Consider the following 18470-nt stretch of genomic DNA (forward strand, 5'->3'; position numbering starts at 1 on the left):
ATTATTATGCACATTCCCGATGGAATTTTACCTCCCGTAGTAGCTATTTCTAGTTATGGTATCACTGGAGGAATAACTTGGTTTTGTTTACGACAAATTAGCAAACAATCGAATTATGAAGAGCAAATACCGAAGGCTTCTTTGTTAACGGCGGCTTTTTTTGTTTCTTCCTTGATTCATATTCCTGTTCCTCCTTTTAGTATTCATTTAGTATTAAATGGTATTTTGGGCTTGGTGTTGGGTTATTTTGCTTTTCCAGCCATTCTCATTGGCTTATTTTTTCAAGCTGTATTTTTTCAACATGGGGGTTTATCCACTCTCGGTATAAATGCGATTATTATGGGTATTCCTTCTATCGTGGCTTATTATCTTTGGAGTCTCAGAAAATTGTCTTTATTTAATAATTCTATTAGTAAAAATATTTTAACTTTTTTTGTCGGTTCGATCGCTGTGTTTTTATCTGCTCTAATTTTTGTGTTTATTACCTTAAATACTATTTCATCAGAGTTTAATATTGACACTGAAAAAACAGCTATTTTAACCTCTTTAATTGGTTATGGTATTCAGGCAATTATCGAAGGAATTTTAACAGTGATGTTAGTTAATTTTTTCGCAAAAGTAAAGCCAGAAATATTAGATATTGATCAAAGCAATAGAAGGCAAGAAATAAGTTAAAAAATAAGGTCAAAACTGTCTAATTTTTGAATAAAAATCCTTAAAACTGTTCACTTTTTAGTTAATTTTTTATGTCTAAACCTCTGATTTTAGTGTAAGCCTTATTTAGTAAAAATTATAGTTTTTATTTTTTACTAATTTATCATAACTACTGTAGAAAAACCTTAATAAATAATAACAAGGTTTGTTACAAATTCATCAAAATACTTTTTGTATATTCTTTTGATTTAATCAAAAATTTCTGCTTCTTTTAAAAAGGGAGCATTTTGATCTTTTTCTGATAGTATAGGAGTTTTGTTTGAATGCCAATTAATACCAATATCTGGATCATTCCAACGAATTGATCGATCGAATTTACCTTGATAAAAGTTATTAGTTTTATATAAAACATCAGCAGTTTTTGACAACACAAAAAAACCATGGGCAAAGCCTTCAGGTATAAATAATTGTTTCTTATTTTCTGCACTTAAAATAACTCCTACCCATTGTTTAAATGTCGGAGAAGATTGACGAATATCTACCCCAATATCAAGAATTTCTCCTGAGACAACTCTCACTAATTTTGCTTGAGGTTGTTGAATTTGATAGTGTAATCCTCTTAATACATTTTGGTTCGATCGAGAGTGATTATCTTGGACAAAATTGATATTTAATCCTGTTTTTTCTTGAAAAGATTTATCATGAAAACTCTCAAAGAAAAAACCTCGATCGTCGGTAAATACTTGAGGTTCAATTATTAAAATTTCGGGAATTTTAGTAGCAGTTACTTTCATATTAATCTTAAATGATTTGTTTTAAAAATTATCTTAAAAATGTTGATTTTCAGGTTTATTTTTCTAAAATTTAACTATAGAATTAAAAACGATTAACATTCATCTATTTCTACAATTTTATCATCAAAAGACTTTGACATCATAAATTAACAAAAAGTTGGCAGTTTTGACAATTTTTATTCAAAAACTTAACATAAAATATGATAATATGTAGATAACTTGTCTTTTTTTCAAGATTTGAATGAATTATTTTTTATGGTTTTATGGCTTCTTTTAAAGATTTAATTAAATATTACGATCGATATAAACTAGCAGTTATTTTAAGTATAGGAGCATCAGGATTATTTGAATTAATAGATTTAATCGTACCCTATTTAATTGGTCAAATTTTAAATATTATCTCAGGACAATCTTTAGATAAATTTCTAAGAGAAATAGTAGAGCAAGTGGGTAATTTTGTCAATATAAACCCCGATGAAAAAAATTTATCCTTGACAGTGTTAATCACAATTATATTTTTTATTACCGTAGTCAGAGCGCCAATTCAACCTTGGGTTGGTTCGTGGTATCATTGGGAAATTGCTTTAAAATCTAGGCGTGATTCCTCTCAAAAAGTGATTGAAAAAATCCTCACTTTACCCCTAAGTTTTTATGACGAAAATAACCCCGGTAGAATTGCGGGGAGAGTCGCTAGAGGTATCGCCAATCATACATGGACATACCCCGAAATCGCAGGGCAATTACTACCTAAATTAATCAGAATTTTAGGGATATTTTTTATTATTTTATTATTGGAAAAATGGATTGCCATCGGCTTTATTTTATCTTTTAGTTTAATTCTATTTTTCACTTTAATACATCTAAAAAAATTAATTCAAAAAGAACAATTATTAGATATTCATATCGAAAATACTGAAAGTCGAACATCAGAAATTATTACTAATATCAAAACTGTCAAGGCTTTTGCCACAGAATCTCAGGAATTAATCAGACAAAATAAACGCTTAAATAGAGAATATCAAGTAGTTATTAATCGTATTCATTTAGGCTATGTAAAACTAGCGACATGGTCAAGAACAATGGTACAATTATCTTTATTTTTAGTATTTTTATTCATCTTAATTCCTACCCTTAAACAAGAGGTTTCTTTAGGACATTTTATCACTATTTATACTGTGGCAAGTATGGCTTATGCCGAGTTAGAACCTATTAGTACTTTGTCAGAAACCTTCGCTCGTCGCTATGCTTCGATGATTCGTTTTCATGAATTTATGAATCTACCGAATGGAGAGGATGCTTCTAGTTTAATTCCTCCCCATATTTCTCAGATTAATTACAAATTTACTGGTAAATTAGAGCTAAAAAATATCTCTTTTAGTTATCATCTTGAACGCCATGTTTTAAACAATATTAATATCTTAATTAATCCCTATGAAACTGTCGCTTTAGTAGGCAAATCTGGTTCGGGAAAATCAACTTTAGTTAAACTATTATTAAGATATTTTGAACCTTTAAATGGCGAAATTTTAATCGATGGCATGAATATTCGTCATCTCGATATTGGCGGTTATCGTCGTCGTTTAGCCATCGTACATCAAGAAGTTGATATGTTTAACGGCACTATTCTTGATAATTTGATCTATGGTAACTCTAATGTTACGATCGAGGAAATAAAACAGGCTTGTGCTGTGGCAAGGGTGGATGAATTTATTAATGAATTGCCTGATAAATATAATACTGTAGTAGGAGAGCGAGGTGTCAGATTATCGGGAGGGCAAAAACAGCGTTTAGGTATCGCTAGGGCGTTGATTATGAATCCTGATATACTGATTTTCGATGAGGCAACCTCCAGCCTTGACTATGAATCTGAAAGGGAAATTCAGAAGGCTATGGACTCTATTTTTGGTACTCGTACTACAATAATTATTGCCCACCGTTTGAGTACGATTCGATCGGCAGATAAGATTATAGTACTAGATCAAGGTTCGATCGCCGAAATAGGTAGCCATGAAGAATTATTAAAACAACAAGGCATTTATCACCGATTACATTCTTTGCAGGAAAGTGGAGAATTATATTAATTAGGGGTTGCCTCATATTATTTTACCTCAGTGAACCATAAAGAAAATGATGAAAACTAGACAGGTAGACAAGTGGACAAGTGGACAGGTAGAAAAATTCCCAATATTTGTGGGTTTTAAAAATAATTTTATTGACTCAAAAAAAACACAATCCTCCTGTCTGCCTGTCTGCCTGTCTGCTTGTCTTCCAAGTCAGTCCTCACCTATTTTTATATCGAACTCAGGTTATTTTGATGAGGATAGGTATCAGAGGGTGTAGTCGATGTTATCCAATATTCTTTTTGCTTGGGATTCGTAACTACCTCCAAATAAATTAAAGTGGTTAAGGATATGGTAAAGGTTATAAATATTTTTTCTGTGGTTATAACCTTTATCTAAACACCATTGTTGATTATATCCATCATAAAAAGCGGAGGGAAAACCGCCGAATAATTCAGTCATGGCAATATCCACTTCTCGATCGCCATAATAACACGCTGGATCAAATATTGTAGCCTCTCCCTTGTCAGTAAATCCTGCATTTCCCGACCATAAATCACCATGGACTAAGGAGGGTGATGGGTTATGATGAGATAAACTCGATCGAACTCTTTCGATAATTTCTTGACTATTTTTAAAGTTACCTCCTCGGCGATTTGCTAATTTCAGTTGATAGCCGATTCTTTTCTCAGCGAAAAAATCTGCCCAGTTTTCCATCCAATCATTAATTTGTGGTGTTGAGCCGATGGTATTATTAATATACCATCCGAAAGGTTTTTCGATTTTTGCTTGATGTAATAAGGCGAGTTTTTGTCCCATTAATTGCCACGTTCGAGCATCGCCCCTTCCCAAATTAAGGTATTCTAAAACGAGATAACTATGATTATTCGAGATACCATAACAAATCGGTTTCGGTACAACGATCGTATGGGTATTATACATTTGTTCTAATCCTAAAGACTCCCCTTCAAACATTTGTACCTGAGTCGCACTATTTAACTTAACAAAGTAACTAAGATTCTTACCTTTGAGTTCGTAAGCCTGATTGATACACCCCCCGCCGATCGATCGATAATTAATTAATTCAAAATCAGAATTAGTCTGTCGAATAATTGCGTCAATAATTTCTGTCCACATAGTGATTATTTTTTGGTTTTAATTTCTTCGAGAAGTCTAATAAACTCATGCACTTGTATCTATATACAACATCAAAAATTTTATTTTTCAGTATTTTACCTAATACCTAACACCTAATACCTAACACCTTGCCTTTATCAATAAATTTTAAGTTCTCAACTTATACCATATAGACTTTGAAGAACGATCGAGATAAAATTAGTTTTACTGATCAATTTTTTGTTATCCATACAATACCTATAACCATCATTAGTTTCTTTTGTTGAAAATCCTATTTAATTAATAATTCAAATGAGTGTCAAGCAAAGTTTAGTAGAATTACCCTTAGATTTAGATCGACAAAGGATTCCTCGTCATATAGCAGTGATTATGGATGGTAACGGACGTTGGGCAAAAAATCGAGGTTTTCCCCGTATTGTCGGACATCAAAAAGGAGTTGATGCCTTAAAAAGTTTACTTCGTTGTTGTGATGATTGGGGTATTCAAGTTTTAACTGCCTACGCTTTTTCTACGGAAAACTGGGGAAGACCTACCCATGAGGTAGAATTTTTAATGACTCTGTTTGAACGGGTATTGCGTAAAGAGTTAGCCGAAATGATGGAAGAAAATGTCAAAATTCGTTTTGTGGGTGATTTAACAGCTTTACCCTCCTCTTTACAAGCTGAAATTGCTTATTCGATGGAAAAAACCGCTAATAATAAAGGTATTCAGTTCAATATCGCCACAAATTATGGTAGTCGTCAAGAAATACTCCACGCTTGTAAATCCATCGCCCATCAGGTACAACAAGGAGAAATTAGTTTAGAAGACATCAACGAAGAATTATTCGAGAAAAATCTTTATACAGGAGAAATGATTAATCCAGATTTATTGATTCGTACTAGCGGAGAAATGCGGTTAAGTAATTTTTTATTGTGGCAAATGGCTTACGGCGAAATTTATGTTACTCCTACTCTTTGGCCTGATTTTAACCGTGAGAAATTTCATCAAGCCTTATTAAATTATCAACAGCGCGATCGACGTTTCGGCAAATTAAATAACAATTAGGAGAATTGAAAATGGAGAATTGAGAATTGAGAATTAAAAACTAACAAATTTTACTTGTCCACTTGTCCACTTGTCCACTTGTCCACCTGTCTCTTAATTCCTAATTTTCACGTCTTTAATTAACCATTGATTTCCGTTTTTAATTACATCGTAGGTGAGAGATAAATTATCTTGATAGGATAAACTTGGTACTAATGCACCATTACGATAGTATTGAGATTTTTCTTCCACTTTGGCAGTAATGACTCCTTGGGTTTCATCTTGGGGGTTAACTTCCGCAGATTCGATCGAAACCTTATGTTCGTAACGGCGATAGGCATTACGACTACGCAAATCTCGGCTATTTCCCACCCATTTAGATAACAAAGGTTCAGTTAATATTTTACTCAACTCACTAGTATTATATTCAGGTCCAGTAGCATTAACCTTAGCTTTTAACCATTGATTAATAATTTCCAAAGCAGTATCATTATTTAACTTACCCGTTTCCATAGGAGGAGGCGTAAGGCTAGGTAATTCGATTAATGGTTCAGATAATGAAATTTCTAGCTTAATTATTTCTGTTTCCCCCTTAAATAACATTCGGGAAGCAAAAACCCCGATCGAACCAAATAATAAGAGTAAAATGACGGAAGCAATAATTAAAAACTGATTATTATTATCTTTATCTAAATCTGTATCCGCCGATGAAGATACTTTTGGTAAAGGAATTTCTTTCTCTATTACCAACATATTATTATGGTGTACTTTTTCTTGTTCCACTTCTGAAGATAAAAAATCATCCAATCCCACTAAATCATCCTCATTTTCTGAGGGGTTATTCTCCACCAACAAAGAAAGATTTTCAATTTCCAATGTACTCTCAGAAGTATCAATTTCCACATTAGAAGAGTGGTTTTCAGAATAAGTTTGGTTAATAATTTGTTCTTCATAGTCCGTTTGTTCTTTTAAAGCGTTAAACTGACTAAAAGAATAGGAGGAATCTTTTTTTTCCGTAAGAGGTAACTCTAATTCTAAGGATGATTCATTTTCTGGTAATTCTGGCGAGAGAGGAAGATTAATTTTTTCTAAGTAAGTTTGTACTCGATCGTCCGCAAAATAATCTTGTAGAGAAGGATTTGTTTTACTCAGATTTTTAAATTGAGGGAAAACTTCCGTTTGTAACCATTTTTCTGTATAAATACACAACCCGGGTAACAAATCAGGGGAATCCTGAGACATTTCTTGAATATAGCTAATTACCTGTTTTTCTCGACTTTGACTTAAAGAAAATTCTGCTTCTGCTGTTTGTCCTAATAATAAAGCACAAATAGACTGCTCTAAATAGACATCTTGATGAATCGTCAAAGAAATAAGACTATTTTTCGCCCGAATAATAAACTCTGGTTTTCTTTCAGTAAATCCCCTCGCTATTCCAGCATAGGCGGCTAAATAACCCCCAGCAGGAGAAGGACGTTTTGCTTCTTCTTCAAAAATATTTTGTTGTTCTTCTGCGGTTAAATAAACTCTAATTTGTTGAATAAATTTTAAAAAACTATCAATATCTAATCCTGAATCATCTACTTTTTTGCTTTCTATTCCCCCTCTTGCTTTTAACATCGACTTTAAAGAATTAATTGCTTTTTCTCTTTCCGAAATAAGACTATTTTCTCTGGTCAACAATTCTAATATCTCATAGGGTAATAACTTCCCTAAATCCTGTTTAATTTCTTTTCTTAAATCGCTAAATAAGTCTTCTTTAAAGAGTAATTCATAGGATTTTTTCAAAGAATTAGAGGCAGATTCATATTGTTTTTCCTGCCATTGTTCTGTAGCTAATTCTAAATAAGCTAAGACGATCGTCAATACTAAATCTTGAAAAATTAGGGGAATTTCTTCTTCTTTCTCTGTGAAAATATTAAGTGGGGTTCGCTCCAGTAAATAAGGTTGAATTAAGCTAATAACTAACTCATATTCTCCTAAATCTAATAAAACAATTAAAGCACCAACAAATAAACTTTCTTCAATATCAATATTGGTATCAGAAAAAACCTCAGAATCTTCCGTCGAAAAATCTTCAGCATCTAATGTTTCCCTTTCTAAAGGAGAAGCTAAAAAAGATGACTCATATTCTAAACGAGATTCTTCTTGACTTAAAACATCGTATGCTTGTTGAATTATGTTTTTCCGAGAATTGATAGCATATTCCGTATAACCTTTATGGGGAAGTTGAATAATACGATCGTGATAGGCTTGTTCAATCAAGTCTGAGTCAGCCTGAACAGGGACACCGAGAATACGATAATAATCTAAAGAAATTTCCACGACTGAGTTTATTTATGTGAGATTGCTCGAAGATAGAGTTTGCTATTAAGAAATTTTAGCATTGAGTCACGAATAGACAAGAAAATTTTAACTTATATTTTCTTTAACAACCTGAGTAAATCTGAAATTTATATGAATTTGTAGATAAAGATAAACAAAACCCTAGAGATTAAGACATATAATTACTTTTACTACTTGTTTTGATTTCTAATTCTTAATGCAGTTCAAACTTAACTATAATTCATCTTTTTTCACTCCTATAATACTTATAACTCCTTTTTTTCTATGGGGTACAGCAATGGTAGCAATGAAAGGAGTTATCCATCAAACAACCCCTTTATTTATGGCAGGAGTGCGTATTTTTCCGGCTGGATTTTTAGTATTATTTGTGGCGATCGCCTTAGGAAAATCACAACCGAAAACGTGGCAGAGTTGGGCATGGATTAGTTTATTTGCTTTAGTAGATGGTTGCCTGTTTCAAGGATTTATCGCCGAAGGTTTACAAAGAACTACAGCAGGATTAGGCTCTGTGATGATTGACTCTCAACCCCTAGCAGTTGCCATTATGTCTCGTTGGTTGTTTAAAGAAATTATTGGGTTTTGGGGCTGGTTAGGCTTAACCATTGGCATTATCGGTATTAGTTTAATTGGTTTACCTGACGAATGGATTATTAATGGGTGGCAAGGCAATTTTAGCAGTATCGATTTCAATTGGCAGAATCTATTTAACAACGGAGAATGGTTGATGTTATTGGCTTCCTTGTCTATGGCAGTGGGTACAATTATGATTCCCTATGTTTCCCGTCATGTGGATGCCGTAATCGCAACGGGTTGGCATTTAGTTTTAGGAGGATTCGTTTTATTAATTTTGAGTTTTCAATTGGAATCCGAACAATATACGAATTTGGATTTATCGGCTTGGTTATCTTTAACTTATGCGACTATTTTTGGGAGTGCCATCGCCTACGGAGTCTTCTTTTTTCTTGCCTCCAAAGGAAATCTTACCAGTTTAAGTGCTTTAACTTTTTTAACTCCTATATTTGCCTTAACCTTTGGAAATTTAATTTTAGGTGAAACCCTTTCTACTCTACAATGGCAAGGAGTATATTTAACTTTAGTTAGTATTTATTTGATTAATCAACGGGAAAAAATCAACGAATTTATTACCCCTAAATATGCTAAATTTAAAATTATAGTTAAAAATAAAATTACTCCTAATAATTAGCAATTTTTTTAGTTTTTAAATTAATAATAAGTATAAAATTTGTCTTAATTTAAAAATGTAATTATTATCAACTTATAGTTTTAATTTCACCTAACACCTAATACCTAATCCTCACCAATAAATTTGATAATTGAGGGATGTTATGAATGTCGATGAAATGCTCCGATTATATGATCAAGGGCAACGAGATTTTAGTCAAATTGATCTATGTAAAGAAGATTTAATTCAAGCAAATTTAACCCAAATTAACTTAAGTCGAGCAGATTTGAATTGGGCAAATTTAAGCGGTAGTGATTTTAGTGGGGCAAATTTAGCTCGATCGAACTTAACCCATAGTCGCATCATCAGTGCTAAACTCATTGGCACAGACTTGAGCTATGGCGACTTAACCTATACCGACTTGAGTTGGGCAAACTTAAACGGTGCTAATTTCACTAGGGCAAACTTAAGTTATGGTAATCTCAGTAAATCTTCTTTAGCTAACGCCAATTTTAGTTATGCAAACTTGACGAATTGTAATTTAACGGGAGCAAATTTTGCAGGAGCAAACTTCACAAAAACAGACTTATCAGGAGCAAATTTAAGTGGCGTTAATTTGACAGGTGCAGACTTTACCAGAGCAGATTTATCAGAAGCAAATCTTCAAGGATGTGACTTAACAGAAGCTAATTTTCGGAGGGCAGATTTAACCGCAATTCAACTGCGAAATGCTGATTTAAGTGAAGCCATTTTACAAGGAGCAAATTTAGAAAAAGCCAATCTTCGAGGAGCAAATTTTACGGGAGCAATATTACGCAACACAAATATTAATCAAGTTAAATTATCAGAATTAAATCTAAAATTACCTAGCAAAAATAAAATTATTTTTTGGGGTGCAAATTTACGAGAAACAAACCTAGAAAAAGCTATTTTTAAAAATGCTATTTTAAGTCATGCTCTTTTGCAAAAAGCCAATTTAGAAGAAAGTTGTTTGCATCGATGCAATATGATTGAAGTGATTTTAATAGATGGAGATTTAAAAGGAGTAAACTTGCGCAATAGTGCCTTGAATGGTGTTAACTTAACTGGTACAACTATGGCTGATGGTTCGATTCATCCATAAATGAAAAAATACGGGTGCGACAGGACTCGAACCCTAGTTATTTAACTTTTTTACCTAAATCTTAGCTTTATAACCTCAATTTATCTCACTTGATCCTAAATTTGAGAATAGAATGAGAATAAATTGAGCATAAAGTGAGAATAAAATGACCATAGACCAAAAATACATTATTAAGGCTATTACAGTGATTAATGATGAAATAACTAAGCATGATACCCTCAAAAACAAGATAGGCTATGAAATATCATTAGAATATTTTGATATAGCTAAAAAATTAACTATTACTGGTTGTGGTATGGTTAAGCAAAATAATAAAATTTATTTGCAATTCAAACCACCAACGGAAAAACGTGGTAAATTTCCCTGTAATGAATTGATCAGTAAAAATGGTTGTATTAATGCTTTAGCTAAAAGTTACGCCGTTGTTGATCATCTCAAAAGTTTTGATAAATTAACTAATTTTTGGCAATGGTATAATTCAGAAATTAAAGAGCAAAAAGACACTAAAAATGACCTTATTTTAATCAAGGATGCTATTAATTTAGTCAGAAAAAATTATTTTAATGGCACTCATAACGGTATTAAAAGAAATAACCCTGAATTTAAAGCTAACTTTGAAAGTAATTACAATAAAACTTATAATCAAACTTATATACACTTAAATAGATTAGGGGATCAACGTTTATCAGCTAAGGTTTTAATTGACTTTTTAAACAATAATTACAGTAATTTAAAAATCTCTAAAAATGAATGTAGTAAAGGATTTTTAACACATAAAAATAACTGTCAAAAATTATTGATTGACTGTAAATTAACTGATGAGTTAAATATCTTTCAAGATGAGTTTAAAAACGTTAAAGTAATTAAAACACAAGTACAACAAGAAATATCATTAAAAGATTATTTAGAATTAAGACAATTAGTTTTAGATGATGCTAAAAATAATATTGAAATTGAGTCACGAATTAAAACTTTTAATGTTGTCTCTATTAACTTAATTTATGGCTTTCGTGGTAGTGAATTTTGGGCAATTCAAAACTTAAATGAACCATACCAATATCGTGGTAAAACTTTTAAGGCATTAAATGATCCGACCAATAAGGATAATATTGCAGTTTTATCTGATTATTTTACTATTACTGATGATGAAGGTAATCAACATAAAATCACTGTTAAAACTGGCGATCGTATAGCAGTGCCTATGATTCACCCTGATTACTCTAATCTATGGGAATTGTTAGATTTAAAGGGTAAAGAAATTAGAAAGCATTTACCAGTGCCAAATGCTAATAGTAAAAATATAAAAGATTGTTGTATAAATTGGTTAAGAAAAAAATTGAGTGATTTTAGCAAAAAATTACCCCATATATTTACTCAAACTCATGAGCTAAGACATTTAGCTAATTATCACGGTAAACTTTTAGGATTAACCAGTGAGCAACGGGCTAAATCATTAGGTCATTCAGTTAGCATGAATGAAAATGTTTACAATCAACATTTAAACATTGAGGATGAAATTAATTTGCTTACTGCTAAAATATCACCTCAATCAAAGATTAATGAATTAGAAGTTGAGAATCAATATCTTAGAGAACAAATACAATTTCTAACTAAACAAATAACAGAATTAGCAATTGAGAATCAAAAATTTAAAGGAAATAATAATATTTCTAAATTGTTTTAAGTCTTGCTTAACTTGTTTCTGTGAGATCAACCCTTAAAGGTTTGATGATAGATTAGGATACATTTTATATAGTTTTATATAGGTATAGTTCATTTCCATATTTTCAACCCTTAAAGGTTTGAAGAAGTATTAGGACGCATTAACAAAGGTTTTCAACTCAACTTAACTCTGCGATAACCTTAAAGGTTCTCGTGTGAGTTGAAGTTAGTTATAAGCAATAATCAGGTTAAGAAATATCCTTGTGTAAAATGCCTCTTAAATTGCTGTTGGTTGCGCGGAGATCTATTGATCTCCGCGCGACTGATCGGCATCCTAACCGCATCCAAAAACAAAAAAAGATAATACAAAAATCTCACCAAATTTTGATGAAATGGATTCCACGTTTTATCAACTATTCGGCGGAAACATAGGGTTCGTGTCATGAGGGGCAGTCTTCAAAAAAATAGTACAAATAAATTAGTTTTAAGGCTTGATTGATAAGTTATTTGAATCAAACTTGCCCATTTTCGCCTATTTATGGGGAAGTCATTTAAAATAGGTAGTATGAGGAGTTAATTTTTCGTCCCTTGAATAGAGTCCAACTCATATGTTACGTCATAGCTGTGGTTTTTATTTAGCGAGTCAAGGTTATGATACCAGAGTAATTCAGGCTTACTTAGGGCATAAAAACATTCAGCATACAGTTCGCTATACTGAAATTTCACCAAAACGTTTTCAAGGTTTCTGGATGGATTAACACAAATTAGTGATAATAAGGTTTAGATGCGTTGCACTCGCTTAATATGGCTTTTTTCCTTATCAATAAATTTTATAGTTGCCCTTCAGTACTAAAAAAGTAATTCTATACGTTCATTAAGATCTAACTTAAACGTACCATAGGGATTAACATGACTAAAAATCAAAGGGGTAATTGCCCCGTAAATCCCCTTGATTAAGCCTTGAATGCCAATGAGATTGAGCTAAAACCTGTTGAATCATTAAAGTATTAACATAGACTAAACTAATTTGTAATAAATGTAAAGACAATACGGATAACTCTTGACTTTCTAGGCGATTAGAGGCAAACTCACCACCTTTACCGTAGAAGATAAAATCATTAACACCATTCCATCTTTCCACCACATTCAAACCTTCATTAATTTCCCTTCTGATAGCTTCTGAATTCAAATATTGACTCAGGAAAATGGTTTTCACTGCCCTACCCAACTCCAACAACGCCAAATAAGTAGGATGCTTCAAGGCTGAGCGATTAAATCGTTTTAAAATAGCTTCAGTCTCTGCTGTACCTAATCTTAAGGCTGTAGCATATTTTACCATCTGGTCATATTGTTGGCGAATTAAATCCCAATTAATTGGGCGAGTCAGAATCGGCTGTAAATGAGGATAGCTATTACTTTGACCCAAGTCGGGAAGATATAGCCTTTGCACCTTAATCCTTTTGAGTCGAGGCATTAACTGAAATCCTAGTAAGTGACTAAAAGCAAACGCTACTTCACTTTGTCCATGACTATCAACATAGTTTTTCTTGACATCCATATCAGTACAATGACGTAAAACCCCTTCAATCATTGCTGCCACTTCCGATGAAGATACAGTTTTTAACTGAGAATAAATGCAAGTAGATTTCTTTTCAACGTGCCAATAAATCATTACCCCACGTCCACCATAACGCAGATGATATTGACTCATTAAGTTTTGCTCCCATGAACCAAAATGTTTACTATCACTCGCACAAGTGGTAGTTCCTTCCCCCCAGATTTCAGGATTACGAATCTCAAAAATAGCATTAACTACCGAGGCTATAGCACTTCTAAGTTAGTCTTTTTGAATGTAGCGACGGCGTACATAAAGTAAATCATGATAATTTTCGCTATTTATACCCGTATTAATGCGGTTAATCCTTTCTTTGCCGTCATCGGTTTTTTCAATAATAATATCTTTCCAACCTGTTTTTAATACCCCTTCAATGGGTATTTTTTCTTCCAAGTCATAATATTTAGCTTTACTATCAGTGTATTTTTTAAGCAGTTCTAAGGCTAAAATTATGGGGCGGTGAATGTCATTATTAGAGCGAAATTCCAGCACTTCTAATAGTTGGGGTATCATCCGACGATAATGGGTAGCAAAGGAACTACGCATCACAGTATGAACTTTTTGGCGATAGGCTGTATTGGTTGATTTATATTCTTTGACTAGGTTTTTCAGGGTTTCTTGACTGACAACGGGATAAACTACTGTTTGAATCACTCCTTCAGGATTAGCTAGGGCTACTTCGGCAATACGAAAAAGGATATTAGTTTTTCCATTTACGAGTTTAAAGTCTTCAATCAGTTCTTTATTAATACGTCTTTCGGCTCTAGTTCCAATACGTTTGATAATAGAGACTAGGATTTCAATGAGATTATCGGTTATTTCTTGACTACGTTGATGACAAAAAGCACTCATTAATGTGTAGCGTATTGGTTCAGAATGTTGTCGTAAGTCATAGGGAGATTCTGTGGCGGCTCTTTGACGGTATTTTTGAATGATTTTGGCTGATATTCCTTGAAATAAATCTGTGGATAATCCTACGGCTCGAATTCGTTTTAGTTTTTCAATTTTTGTGAGAAAGGTATCTAAGCCCACTGGACCTGGATCTGTTTTAATAAAGGCAAAGTCGGAGGTTTTTAGTTTTGGAGAAGATGTTGATTCATCTTCATTATTGTCATCCGTTTTGAGAAGAATATCAATTTGCTCTTTGATTATCGTGGTTAATTTTGATGTTACCTGATTACACCATTGACTTTCCGATACTGATAAAGCATGACGAATTAAGCGTTCTATTCTATTGACGGTAGGTGGTTCAATTTGTAATTCACGAAACTTTTGATAAACAATTTCTTTGATGGACTCAATTTTTTGTTCGTTGGGAATAATTTCCGCTATCAGCCAATTGCTTATTTGTTCACTATCCTGTGTTGTTGCTGTTCTAAAGTTAAATAGAGTCCGAATTTCAGCTCGATAAACTTTTGCACTACGTCCTTGAGGATTATAGTCTGAGTAAGAGCTAACAGGAATATTAAGTTGATTAGCAATGTAAGATATTATTAAATCAGGTATTTGTTCCGAAGTATCAGGAAAACGAGCCCTTAGTTGAAAATATTTGAGTATTATAGCGAAACCTATTTTATTTCCACCAATCTTATTAGTTAGTAATTTTAATTCTTGGGGAATAAGTGTCCAATTTTCGATTAGCTCTTCTGTTTGCCAATTTTTCTTGAGCATTAATTATTTTCACAATTTGCAGATCTAACAAATCTCACAATAGTCGGAAAAGGTCTATCTTCAAAAATATTTATAACTGCATACTATTTAATATTTGTCAAATGGTTATTTATTAACATATTTGTAAAACTTATCATTTGAGAGGAAAAAAGACTCTTAACAGTCAAGGAAGAAAAAAGACTAAAACTATTGCTAAGTATAGCTTTGAGCTTCTCACTGCCCCTCATGACACGAACCCTATGTTTCCGCCATGTATCAGCTTTTGGTGATACCCCTGAAGAAGCCTTAGACGAATTATATGAAGCATACGAAGGGATGAAAGAATGTTATCTAGCTGATGGTGAGTCGATGCCTCCAGCACTTTCAAGAGTTGCTTTAGTTTAAACGCTAAAAAATGAGTTATGTTATTAATAAATAACCAAAAAATAAAAGTAATTACTGAACGTTTAAAAAGAGATTTAAAGTTAATTTATCACGATCGATTAAGTCAATTAATTTTATTTGGTTCACAGGCGAGGGGCGATGCTCAACCTGATTCAGATATTGATATATTAGTGGTATTAAAAGGAGAAGTTAACCCTGTCGAAGAAATTAACAGAAATAGTTATTTTATTAGTGAGTTATGTTTAGAATTTGATGCTTTAATTAATTGTTTTTATCTGTCTGAATTACAATTACAAGAAAAAAATAAACCTCTGATTAAAAATATAAGAAAAGAGGGTATTATTTTATGAATAAACAAAGATAGTTAAATGGCTACTAATTCTTGAGCTTGTTTTAAAATTGTATCATTAGCTTTTTTTGTTTCTAAGGTGAGATTAATATTTCGTGCTAATTTGGCTATTTCCAATAACTTAAAATCAACTTTTTCTTCATTTTTAACCCAAAACCATTCTAGCACCTCATCTAAGTGCCAAATAGCCTGAGAGCCTTTAAAAAATGGTTTAGGAAACTTATCTTTATTAACGTATTTTTGAATATTTTGTTTGCTACATTCCAATATCTCTGATAATTCTAGAACACCTACTAAATCAGGAGAAACTTGCATTAAAATTGCGGTGGGAATCACTGATTTTACTTGTTGAATCGCACTATAAACCGCTTGATAAGCTGATTCTGATTCTCTCATAAAATCTAGTACGATCGAACCCTTTTGCCCCATACCGATTATGGCATCTCCGCACCCTGCTTCATATAAAGCGTCTAAATACATTTCCGTATCTATTTCCGTCTCGAAATCAAAAATTAAACTAAAATCATAATAATTCATCTCTATTTTCCTCACTATAGATACATTTATCAATCGCTCTTTTTAGATGTTGAGCAAAATATTCAGGATTAGTTGGTGTACTCCAAACACTTATTTTACAGTGTTTTCCGCTACGACAGTTTTTATCATTATAAGGACAATATAAAATACCCCAAGCATGACCATTAGACTCTTTAATTATCCATCCTTTTTGTTGGGCATATTCAATTACCTCTCTGATTTTTTTATGGGGATGTTTTTTCTTCATTTTAGTTTCTTTGTTGTTGATCAACAACCTTAGATTTAAAATAGCACATATTAGCTAAGTTTAATAACGGGGTAATTTTTATGGGTTAATTTACCTGTTTTTAAATCTTTCGCAGTAATTAATAATCGTTTATTCCCGTCGATCGAAAAGTCAACTTGAAAACATTTTTCTCCTTTTTTTACAGAAGTATTAGTGCTTAAAAAAGTCGGGGATTCTTCATTCATCCAAAAATAACTCCTCTCCTCTTGCTTATCGGGAGTCAAGGCACTTAAACGGGCTGAACCGTTGGGATCAAACACCAATTCAATATTATTATTACTGTTACTCTGATACTGTTGTCCTAACTCGAAAATAGCTAACCCTAAATTTTCTTGATCATCATGGGATGCTTTAATGGTTAAACGCGCAATGTTTTCTGTGGGGTAATTTGTGCCTCGTTTCACCAAAATACGATAGTCATAATCTCCCTTCTCACTATTGAAATATCTTAGAGCGTAATCGTGTTGAATATGATCATAAAAATCCACCCCTGCCACAAAAGCCGCCGCCCCCCTTGCCACTGCATCGAGGGGATTAGACAACATGACTTTATCTTTCCCAAAAATCCGTTTGAGGGTGCGTTGAATCGCTGGAATTTGACTACTACCCCCTACGGTTAACACCGCTTTGATGTTGTCTTCCGTGTAACCCCTATCTCGTGCATCGTTTAACGCCCTTCTAATGGCTCGATCGATGTCCGTAAATGCGCCATTTTCCTCTAAAATATCCTCTAGGAGACTACGGCTAAATTCCGCCCCAATAATCGCCCCTGTGTTGGGGTTAAGGATGGTTATATCGGCGGTTTCCTGTTGGGATAGACGAATTTTTACTTGTTCACATTCTACTAAAATTGAGCCTGATAGTTGCAATATCTCCTCGTCACTGTCTTGATAGCCTGTTTGTCTCAAAACTTCGCTATACAACCATTGATCGATCGTTGCACCACCGAGACTACATCCTGCTTTCCCTAAAACACGACAACGGCGACTAGCAGATATATTTTCCTCCTCAATTAACACTACAGCTATATCTAAAGTGCCTCCCCCAAAGTCAAAGATTAAATAGACATCCCCTGCTTGAATATTTGCACCATAACCCAAAGCGGCGGCAGAGGCTTCATCAATTAAGCGAAAACGGGGCATTCCTGCGGTTTGTGCCACTTCCGTTAACCAGTTTTCGTAATCTTCAAAGGCTTCCACCGGCACGGTAAAGGCGATTTCTTCGTTACCGATATTCAATTCTTGGGTAGCAAAGATTAACAGGGTAGAAAGAAAGTCTTTTCCTGCTTCTTGATAGGATATTTGTTTTTGATTGATTTTGCGTTTAATGGGGCTACGATGGGCGATATAGCGTTTTACCCAACGGAAGGTAGAATCATTTTTTTCGAGGTTGCGTTGTCTGACTTGTTGCCCTAACCAACGGCGATTATCATTACTGTAGTGGATAAGGGAAGGAATTATGGAAATTCGCTCTTTTCCTTGTTGATAATAATTACTATAGTCAGAAAGGTGAAAGGATTTTCCCTCGGAGGTGCTTTCATCCCATACTGCTATTACTGTATTTGATGTGCCGAAATCGATCGCAATTCTTCCAGACATTTAATTTATAATGTTTTGTCAGCTAGTCGTTAATTTTATTTTATC

At 33.2% G+C, this 18470-nt stretch carries 15 protein-coding genes and 2 pseudogenes; 9 read left to right on the forward strand and 8 right to left on the reverse strand.

The window, feature by feature from the left end; translation table 11 throughout:
- Positions 1-6 precede the first annotated feature (6 nt).
- A complete protein-coding gene (cbiM, locus tag SYN6308_RS15820; protein ID WP_017295426.1) occupies positions 7-675 on the forward strand; it encodes a cobalt transporter CbiM in 669 nt (222 codons plus the stop codon).
- 227 nt (positions 676-902) lie between these two features.
- On the opposite strand, the gene rfbC is transcribed toward cbiM, so the two are convergent.
- Positions 903-1448, reverse strand: a complete 546-nt coding sequence (gene rfbC / locus SYN6308_RS15825) for a dTDP-4-dehydrorhamnose 3,5-epimerase (RefSeq protein ID WP_017295427.1) — start codon at positions 1446-1448, stop codon at positions 903-905.
- 263 nt (positions 1449-1711) lie between these two features.
- Between rfbC and SYN6308_RS15830 the strand changes: the two genes are divergently transcribed.
- Positions 1712-3529, forward strand: a complete 1818-nt coding sequence (locus SYN6308_RS15830) for an ABC transporter ATP-binding protein (protein ID WP_017295428.1) — start codon at positions 1712-1714, stop codon at positions 3527-3529.
- Positions 3530-3775: 246 nt separating this feature from the next.
- Here the strand turns inward: SYN6308_RS15830 and SYN6308_RS15835 are convergent, their stop codons facing one another.
- A complete protein-coding gene (locus tag SYN6308_RS15835) occupies positions 3776-4645 on the reverse strand; it encodes a fructosamine kinase family protein (protein WP_017295429.1) in 870 nt (289 codons plus the stop codon).
- A 291-nt stretch (positions 4646-4936) separates the two neighbouring features.
- On the opposite strand from SYN6308_RS15835, the gene SYN6308_RS15840 reads away from it, so the two are divergent.
- A complete protein-coding gene (locus SYN6308_RS15840; RefSeq protein ID WP_017295430.1) occupies positions 4937-5692 on the forward strand; it encodes an isoprenyl transferase in 756 nt (251 codons plus the stop codon).
- 93 nt (positions 5693-5785) lie between these two features.
- On the opposite strand, the gene SYN6308_RS15845 is transcribed toward SYN6308_RS15840, so the two are convergent.
- Positions 5786-7996 (reverse strand): IMS domain-containing protein, encoded by a 2211-nt coding sequence (locus SYN6308_RS15845; RefSeq protein WP_017295431.1) that lies wholly within the window; start codon positions 7994-7996, stop codon positions 5786-5788.
- 217 nt (positions 7997-8213) lie between these two features.
- Here SYN6308_RS15845 and SYN6308_RS15850 point away from each other — a divergent pair, with 217 nt between their 5' ends.
- The 4 genes from SYN6308_RS15850 (at position 8214) to SYN6308_RS24025 (ending at position 12743) form a co-directional block, all read left to right on the forward strand.
- A complete protein-coding gene (locus tag SYN6308_RS15850) occupies positions 8214-9221 on the forward strand; it encodes a DMT family transporter (RefSeq protein ID WP_026102119.1) in 1008 nt (335 codons plus the stop codon).
- Positions 9222-9363: 142 nt separating this feature from the next.
- The gene (locus SYN6308_RS15855; RefSeq protein WP_017295433.1) at positions 9364-10323 is read left to right on the forward strand and encodes a pentapeptide repeat-containing protein; all 960 of its coding nucleotides are present in this window, start codon (positions 9364-9366) and stop codon (positions 10321-10323) included.
- A 145-nt stretch (positions 10324-10468) separates the two neighbouring features.
- The gene (locus SYN6308_RS15860) at positions 10469-12007 is read left to right on the forward strand and encodes a hypothetical protein (RefSeq protein ID WP_017295434.1); all 1539 of its coding nucleotides are present in this window, start codon (positions 10469-10471) and stop codon (positions 12005-12007) included.
- 586 nt (positions 12008-12593) lie between these two features.
- Complete coding sequence (locus SYN6308_RS24025) at positions 12594-12743, forward strand: tyrosine-type recombinase/integrase (RefSeq protein ID WP_083879508.1); 150 nt, start codon at positions 12594-12596, stop codon at positions 12741-12743.
- Between the two features lie 91 nt (positions 12744-12834).
- Here the strand turns inward: SYN6308_RS24025 and SYN6308_RS26030 are convergent.
- Both SYN6308_RS26030 and SYN6308_RS26035 read right to left on the reverse strand, forming a co-directional pair.
- A pseudogene (locus SYN6308_RS26030) lies at positions 12835-14263 on the reverse strand (transposase); the annotation flags it as partial.
- Positions 14264-14818: 555 nt separating this feature from the next.
- Positions 14819-15271, reverse strand: a pseudogene (locus SYN6308_RS26035) (DUF4158 domain-containing protein); the annotation flags it as partial.
- Between the two features lie 225 nt (positions 15272-15496).
- Between SYN6308_RS26035 and SYN6308_RS22735 the strand changes: the two are divergent.
- Positions 15497-15655: a type II toxin-antitoxin system HicB family antitoxin gene (locus SYN6308_RS22735; RefSeq protein WP_017295435.1), complete on the forward strand. Its 159-nt coding sequence runs from the start codon at positions 15497-15499 to the stop codon at positions 15653-15655.
- 17 nt (positions 15656-15672) lie between these two features.
- Positions 15673-16005, forward strand: a complete 333-nt coding sequence (locus tag SYN6308_RS15875; RefSeq protein ID WP_017295436.1) for a nucleotidyltransferase domain-containing protein — start codon at positions 15673-15675, stop codon at positions 16003-16005.
- Positions 16006-16019: 14 nt separating this feature from the next.
- Here SYN6308_RS15875 and SYN6308_RS15880 read toward each other — a convergent pair whose 3' ends face one another.
- Genes SYN6308_RS15880 through SYN6308_RS15890 form a run of 3 tightly spaced genes read right to left on the reverse strand, consistent with a single transcriptional unit; the run spans position 16020 to position 18425 of the window.
- Complete coding sequence (locus tag SYN6308_RS15880) at positions 16020-16541, reverse strand: helix-turn-helix transcriptional regulator (protein WP_017295437.1); 522 nt, start codon at positions 16539-16541, stop codon at positions 16020-16022.
- On the reverse strand, positions 16528-16788 hold the full coding sequence (locus SYN6308_RS15885) for a hypothetical protein (protein WP_017295438.1): 261 nt from the start codon (positions 16786-16788) through the stop codon (positions 16528-16530). The genes SYN6308_RS15880 and SYN6308_RS15885 overlap by 14 nt, the downstream gene beginning before the upstream one ends.
- A gap of 50 nt (positions 16789-16838) precedes the next feature.
- Positions 16839-18425, reverse strand: coding sequence for an Hsp70 family protein (locus SYN6308_RS15890; protein WP_017295439.1), 1587 nt, complete (start codon positions 18423-18425; stop codon positions 16839-16841).
- Positions 18426-18470 lie beyond the last annotated feature (45 nt).

This window comes from Geminocystis herdmanii PCC 6308, from assembly GCF_000332235.1.
Classification (GTDB): Bacteria; Cyanobacteriota; Cyanobacteriia; order Cyanobacteriales; family Cyanobacteriaceae; genus Geminocystis; species Geminocystis herdmanii.

What these genes read in the sequence shown, in the direction of transcription:
- rfbC (WP_017295427.1), bottom strand. Translation starts at nt 1,448, where the DNA reads ATGAAAGTAACTGCTACTAAAATTCCCGAAATTTTAATAATTGAACCT.
- SYN6308_RS15860 (WP_017295434.1), top strand. Translation starts at nt 10,469, where the DNA reads ATGACCATAGACCAAAAATACATTATTAAGGCTATTACAGTGATTAAT.
- SYN6308_RS15875 (WP_017295436.1), top strand. Translation starts at nt 15,673, where the DNA reads ATGTTATTAATAAATAACCAAAAAATAAAAGTAATTACTGAACGTTTA.
- SYN6308_RS15850 (WP_026102119.1), top strand. Translation starts at nt 8,214, where the DNA reads ATGCAGTTCAAACTTAACTATAATTCATCTTTTTTCACTCCTATAATA.
- SYN6308_RS15855 (WP_017295433.1), top strand. Translation starts at nt 9,364, where the DNA reads ATGAATGTCGATGAAATGCTCCGATTATATGATCAAGGGCAACGAGAT.
- SYN6308_RS15890 (WP_017295439.1), bottom strand. Translation starts at nt 18,425, where the DNA reads ATGTCTGGAAGAATTGCGATCGATTTCGGCACATCAAATACAGTAATA.
- SYN6308_RS22735 (WP_017295435.1), top strand. Translation starts at nt 15,497, where the DNA reads ATGACACGAACCCTATGTTTCCGCCATGTATCAGCTTTTGGTGATACC.
- SYN6308_RS15830 (WP_017295428.1), top strand. Translation starts at nt 1,712, where the DNA reads ATGGCTTCTTTTAAAGATTTAATTAAATATTACGATCGATATAAACTA.
- SYN6308_RS15840 (WP_017295430.1), top strand. Translation starts at nt 4,937, where the DNA reads ATGAGTGTCAAGCAAAGTTTAGTAGAATTACCCTTAGATTTAGATCGA.
- SYN6308_RS15885 (WP_017295438.1), bottom strand. Translation starts at nt 16,788, where the DNA reads ATGAAGAAAAAACATCCCCATAAAAAAATCAGAGAGGTAATTGAATAT.
- SYN6308_RS15835 (WP_017295429.1), bottom strand. Translation starts at nt 4,645, where the DNA reads ATGTGGACAGAAATTATTGACGCAATTATTCGACAGACTAATTCTGAT.
- SYN6308_RS24025 (WP_083879508.1), top strand. Translation starts at nt 12,594, where the DNA reads ATGTTACGTCATAGCTGTGGTTTTTATTTAGCGAGTCAAGGTTATGAT.
- cbiM (WP_017295426.1), top strand. Translation starts at nt 7, where the DNA reads ATGCACATTCCCGATGGAATTTTACCTCCCGTAGTAGCTATTTCTAGT.
- SYN6308_RS15880 (WP_017295437.1), bottom strand. Translation starts at nt 16,541, where the DNA reads ATGAATTATTATGATTTTAGTTTAATTTTTGATTTCGAGACGGAAATA.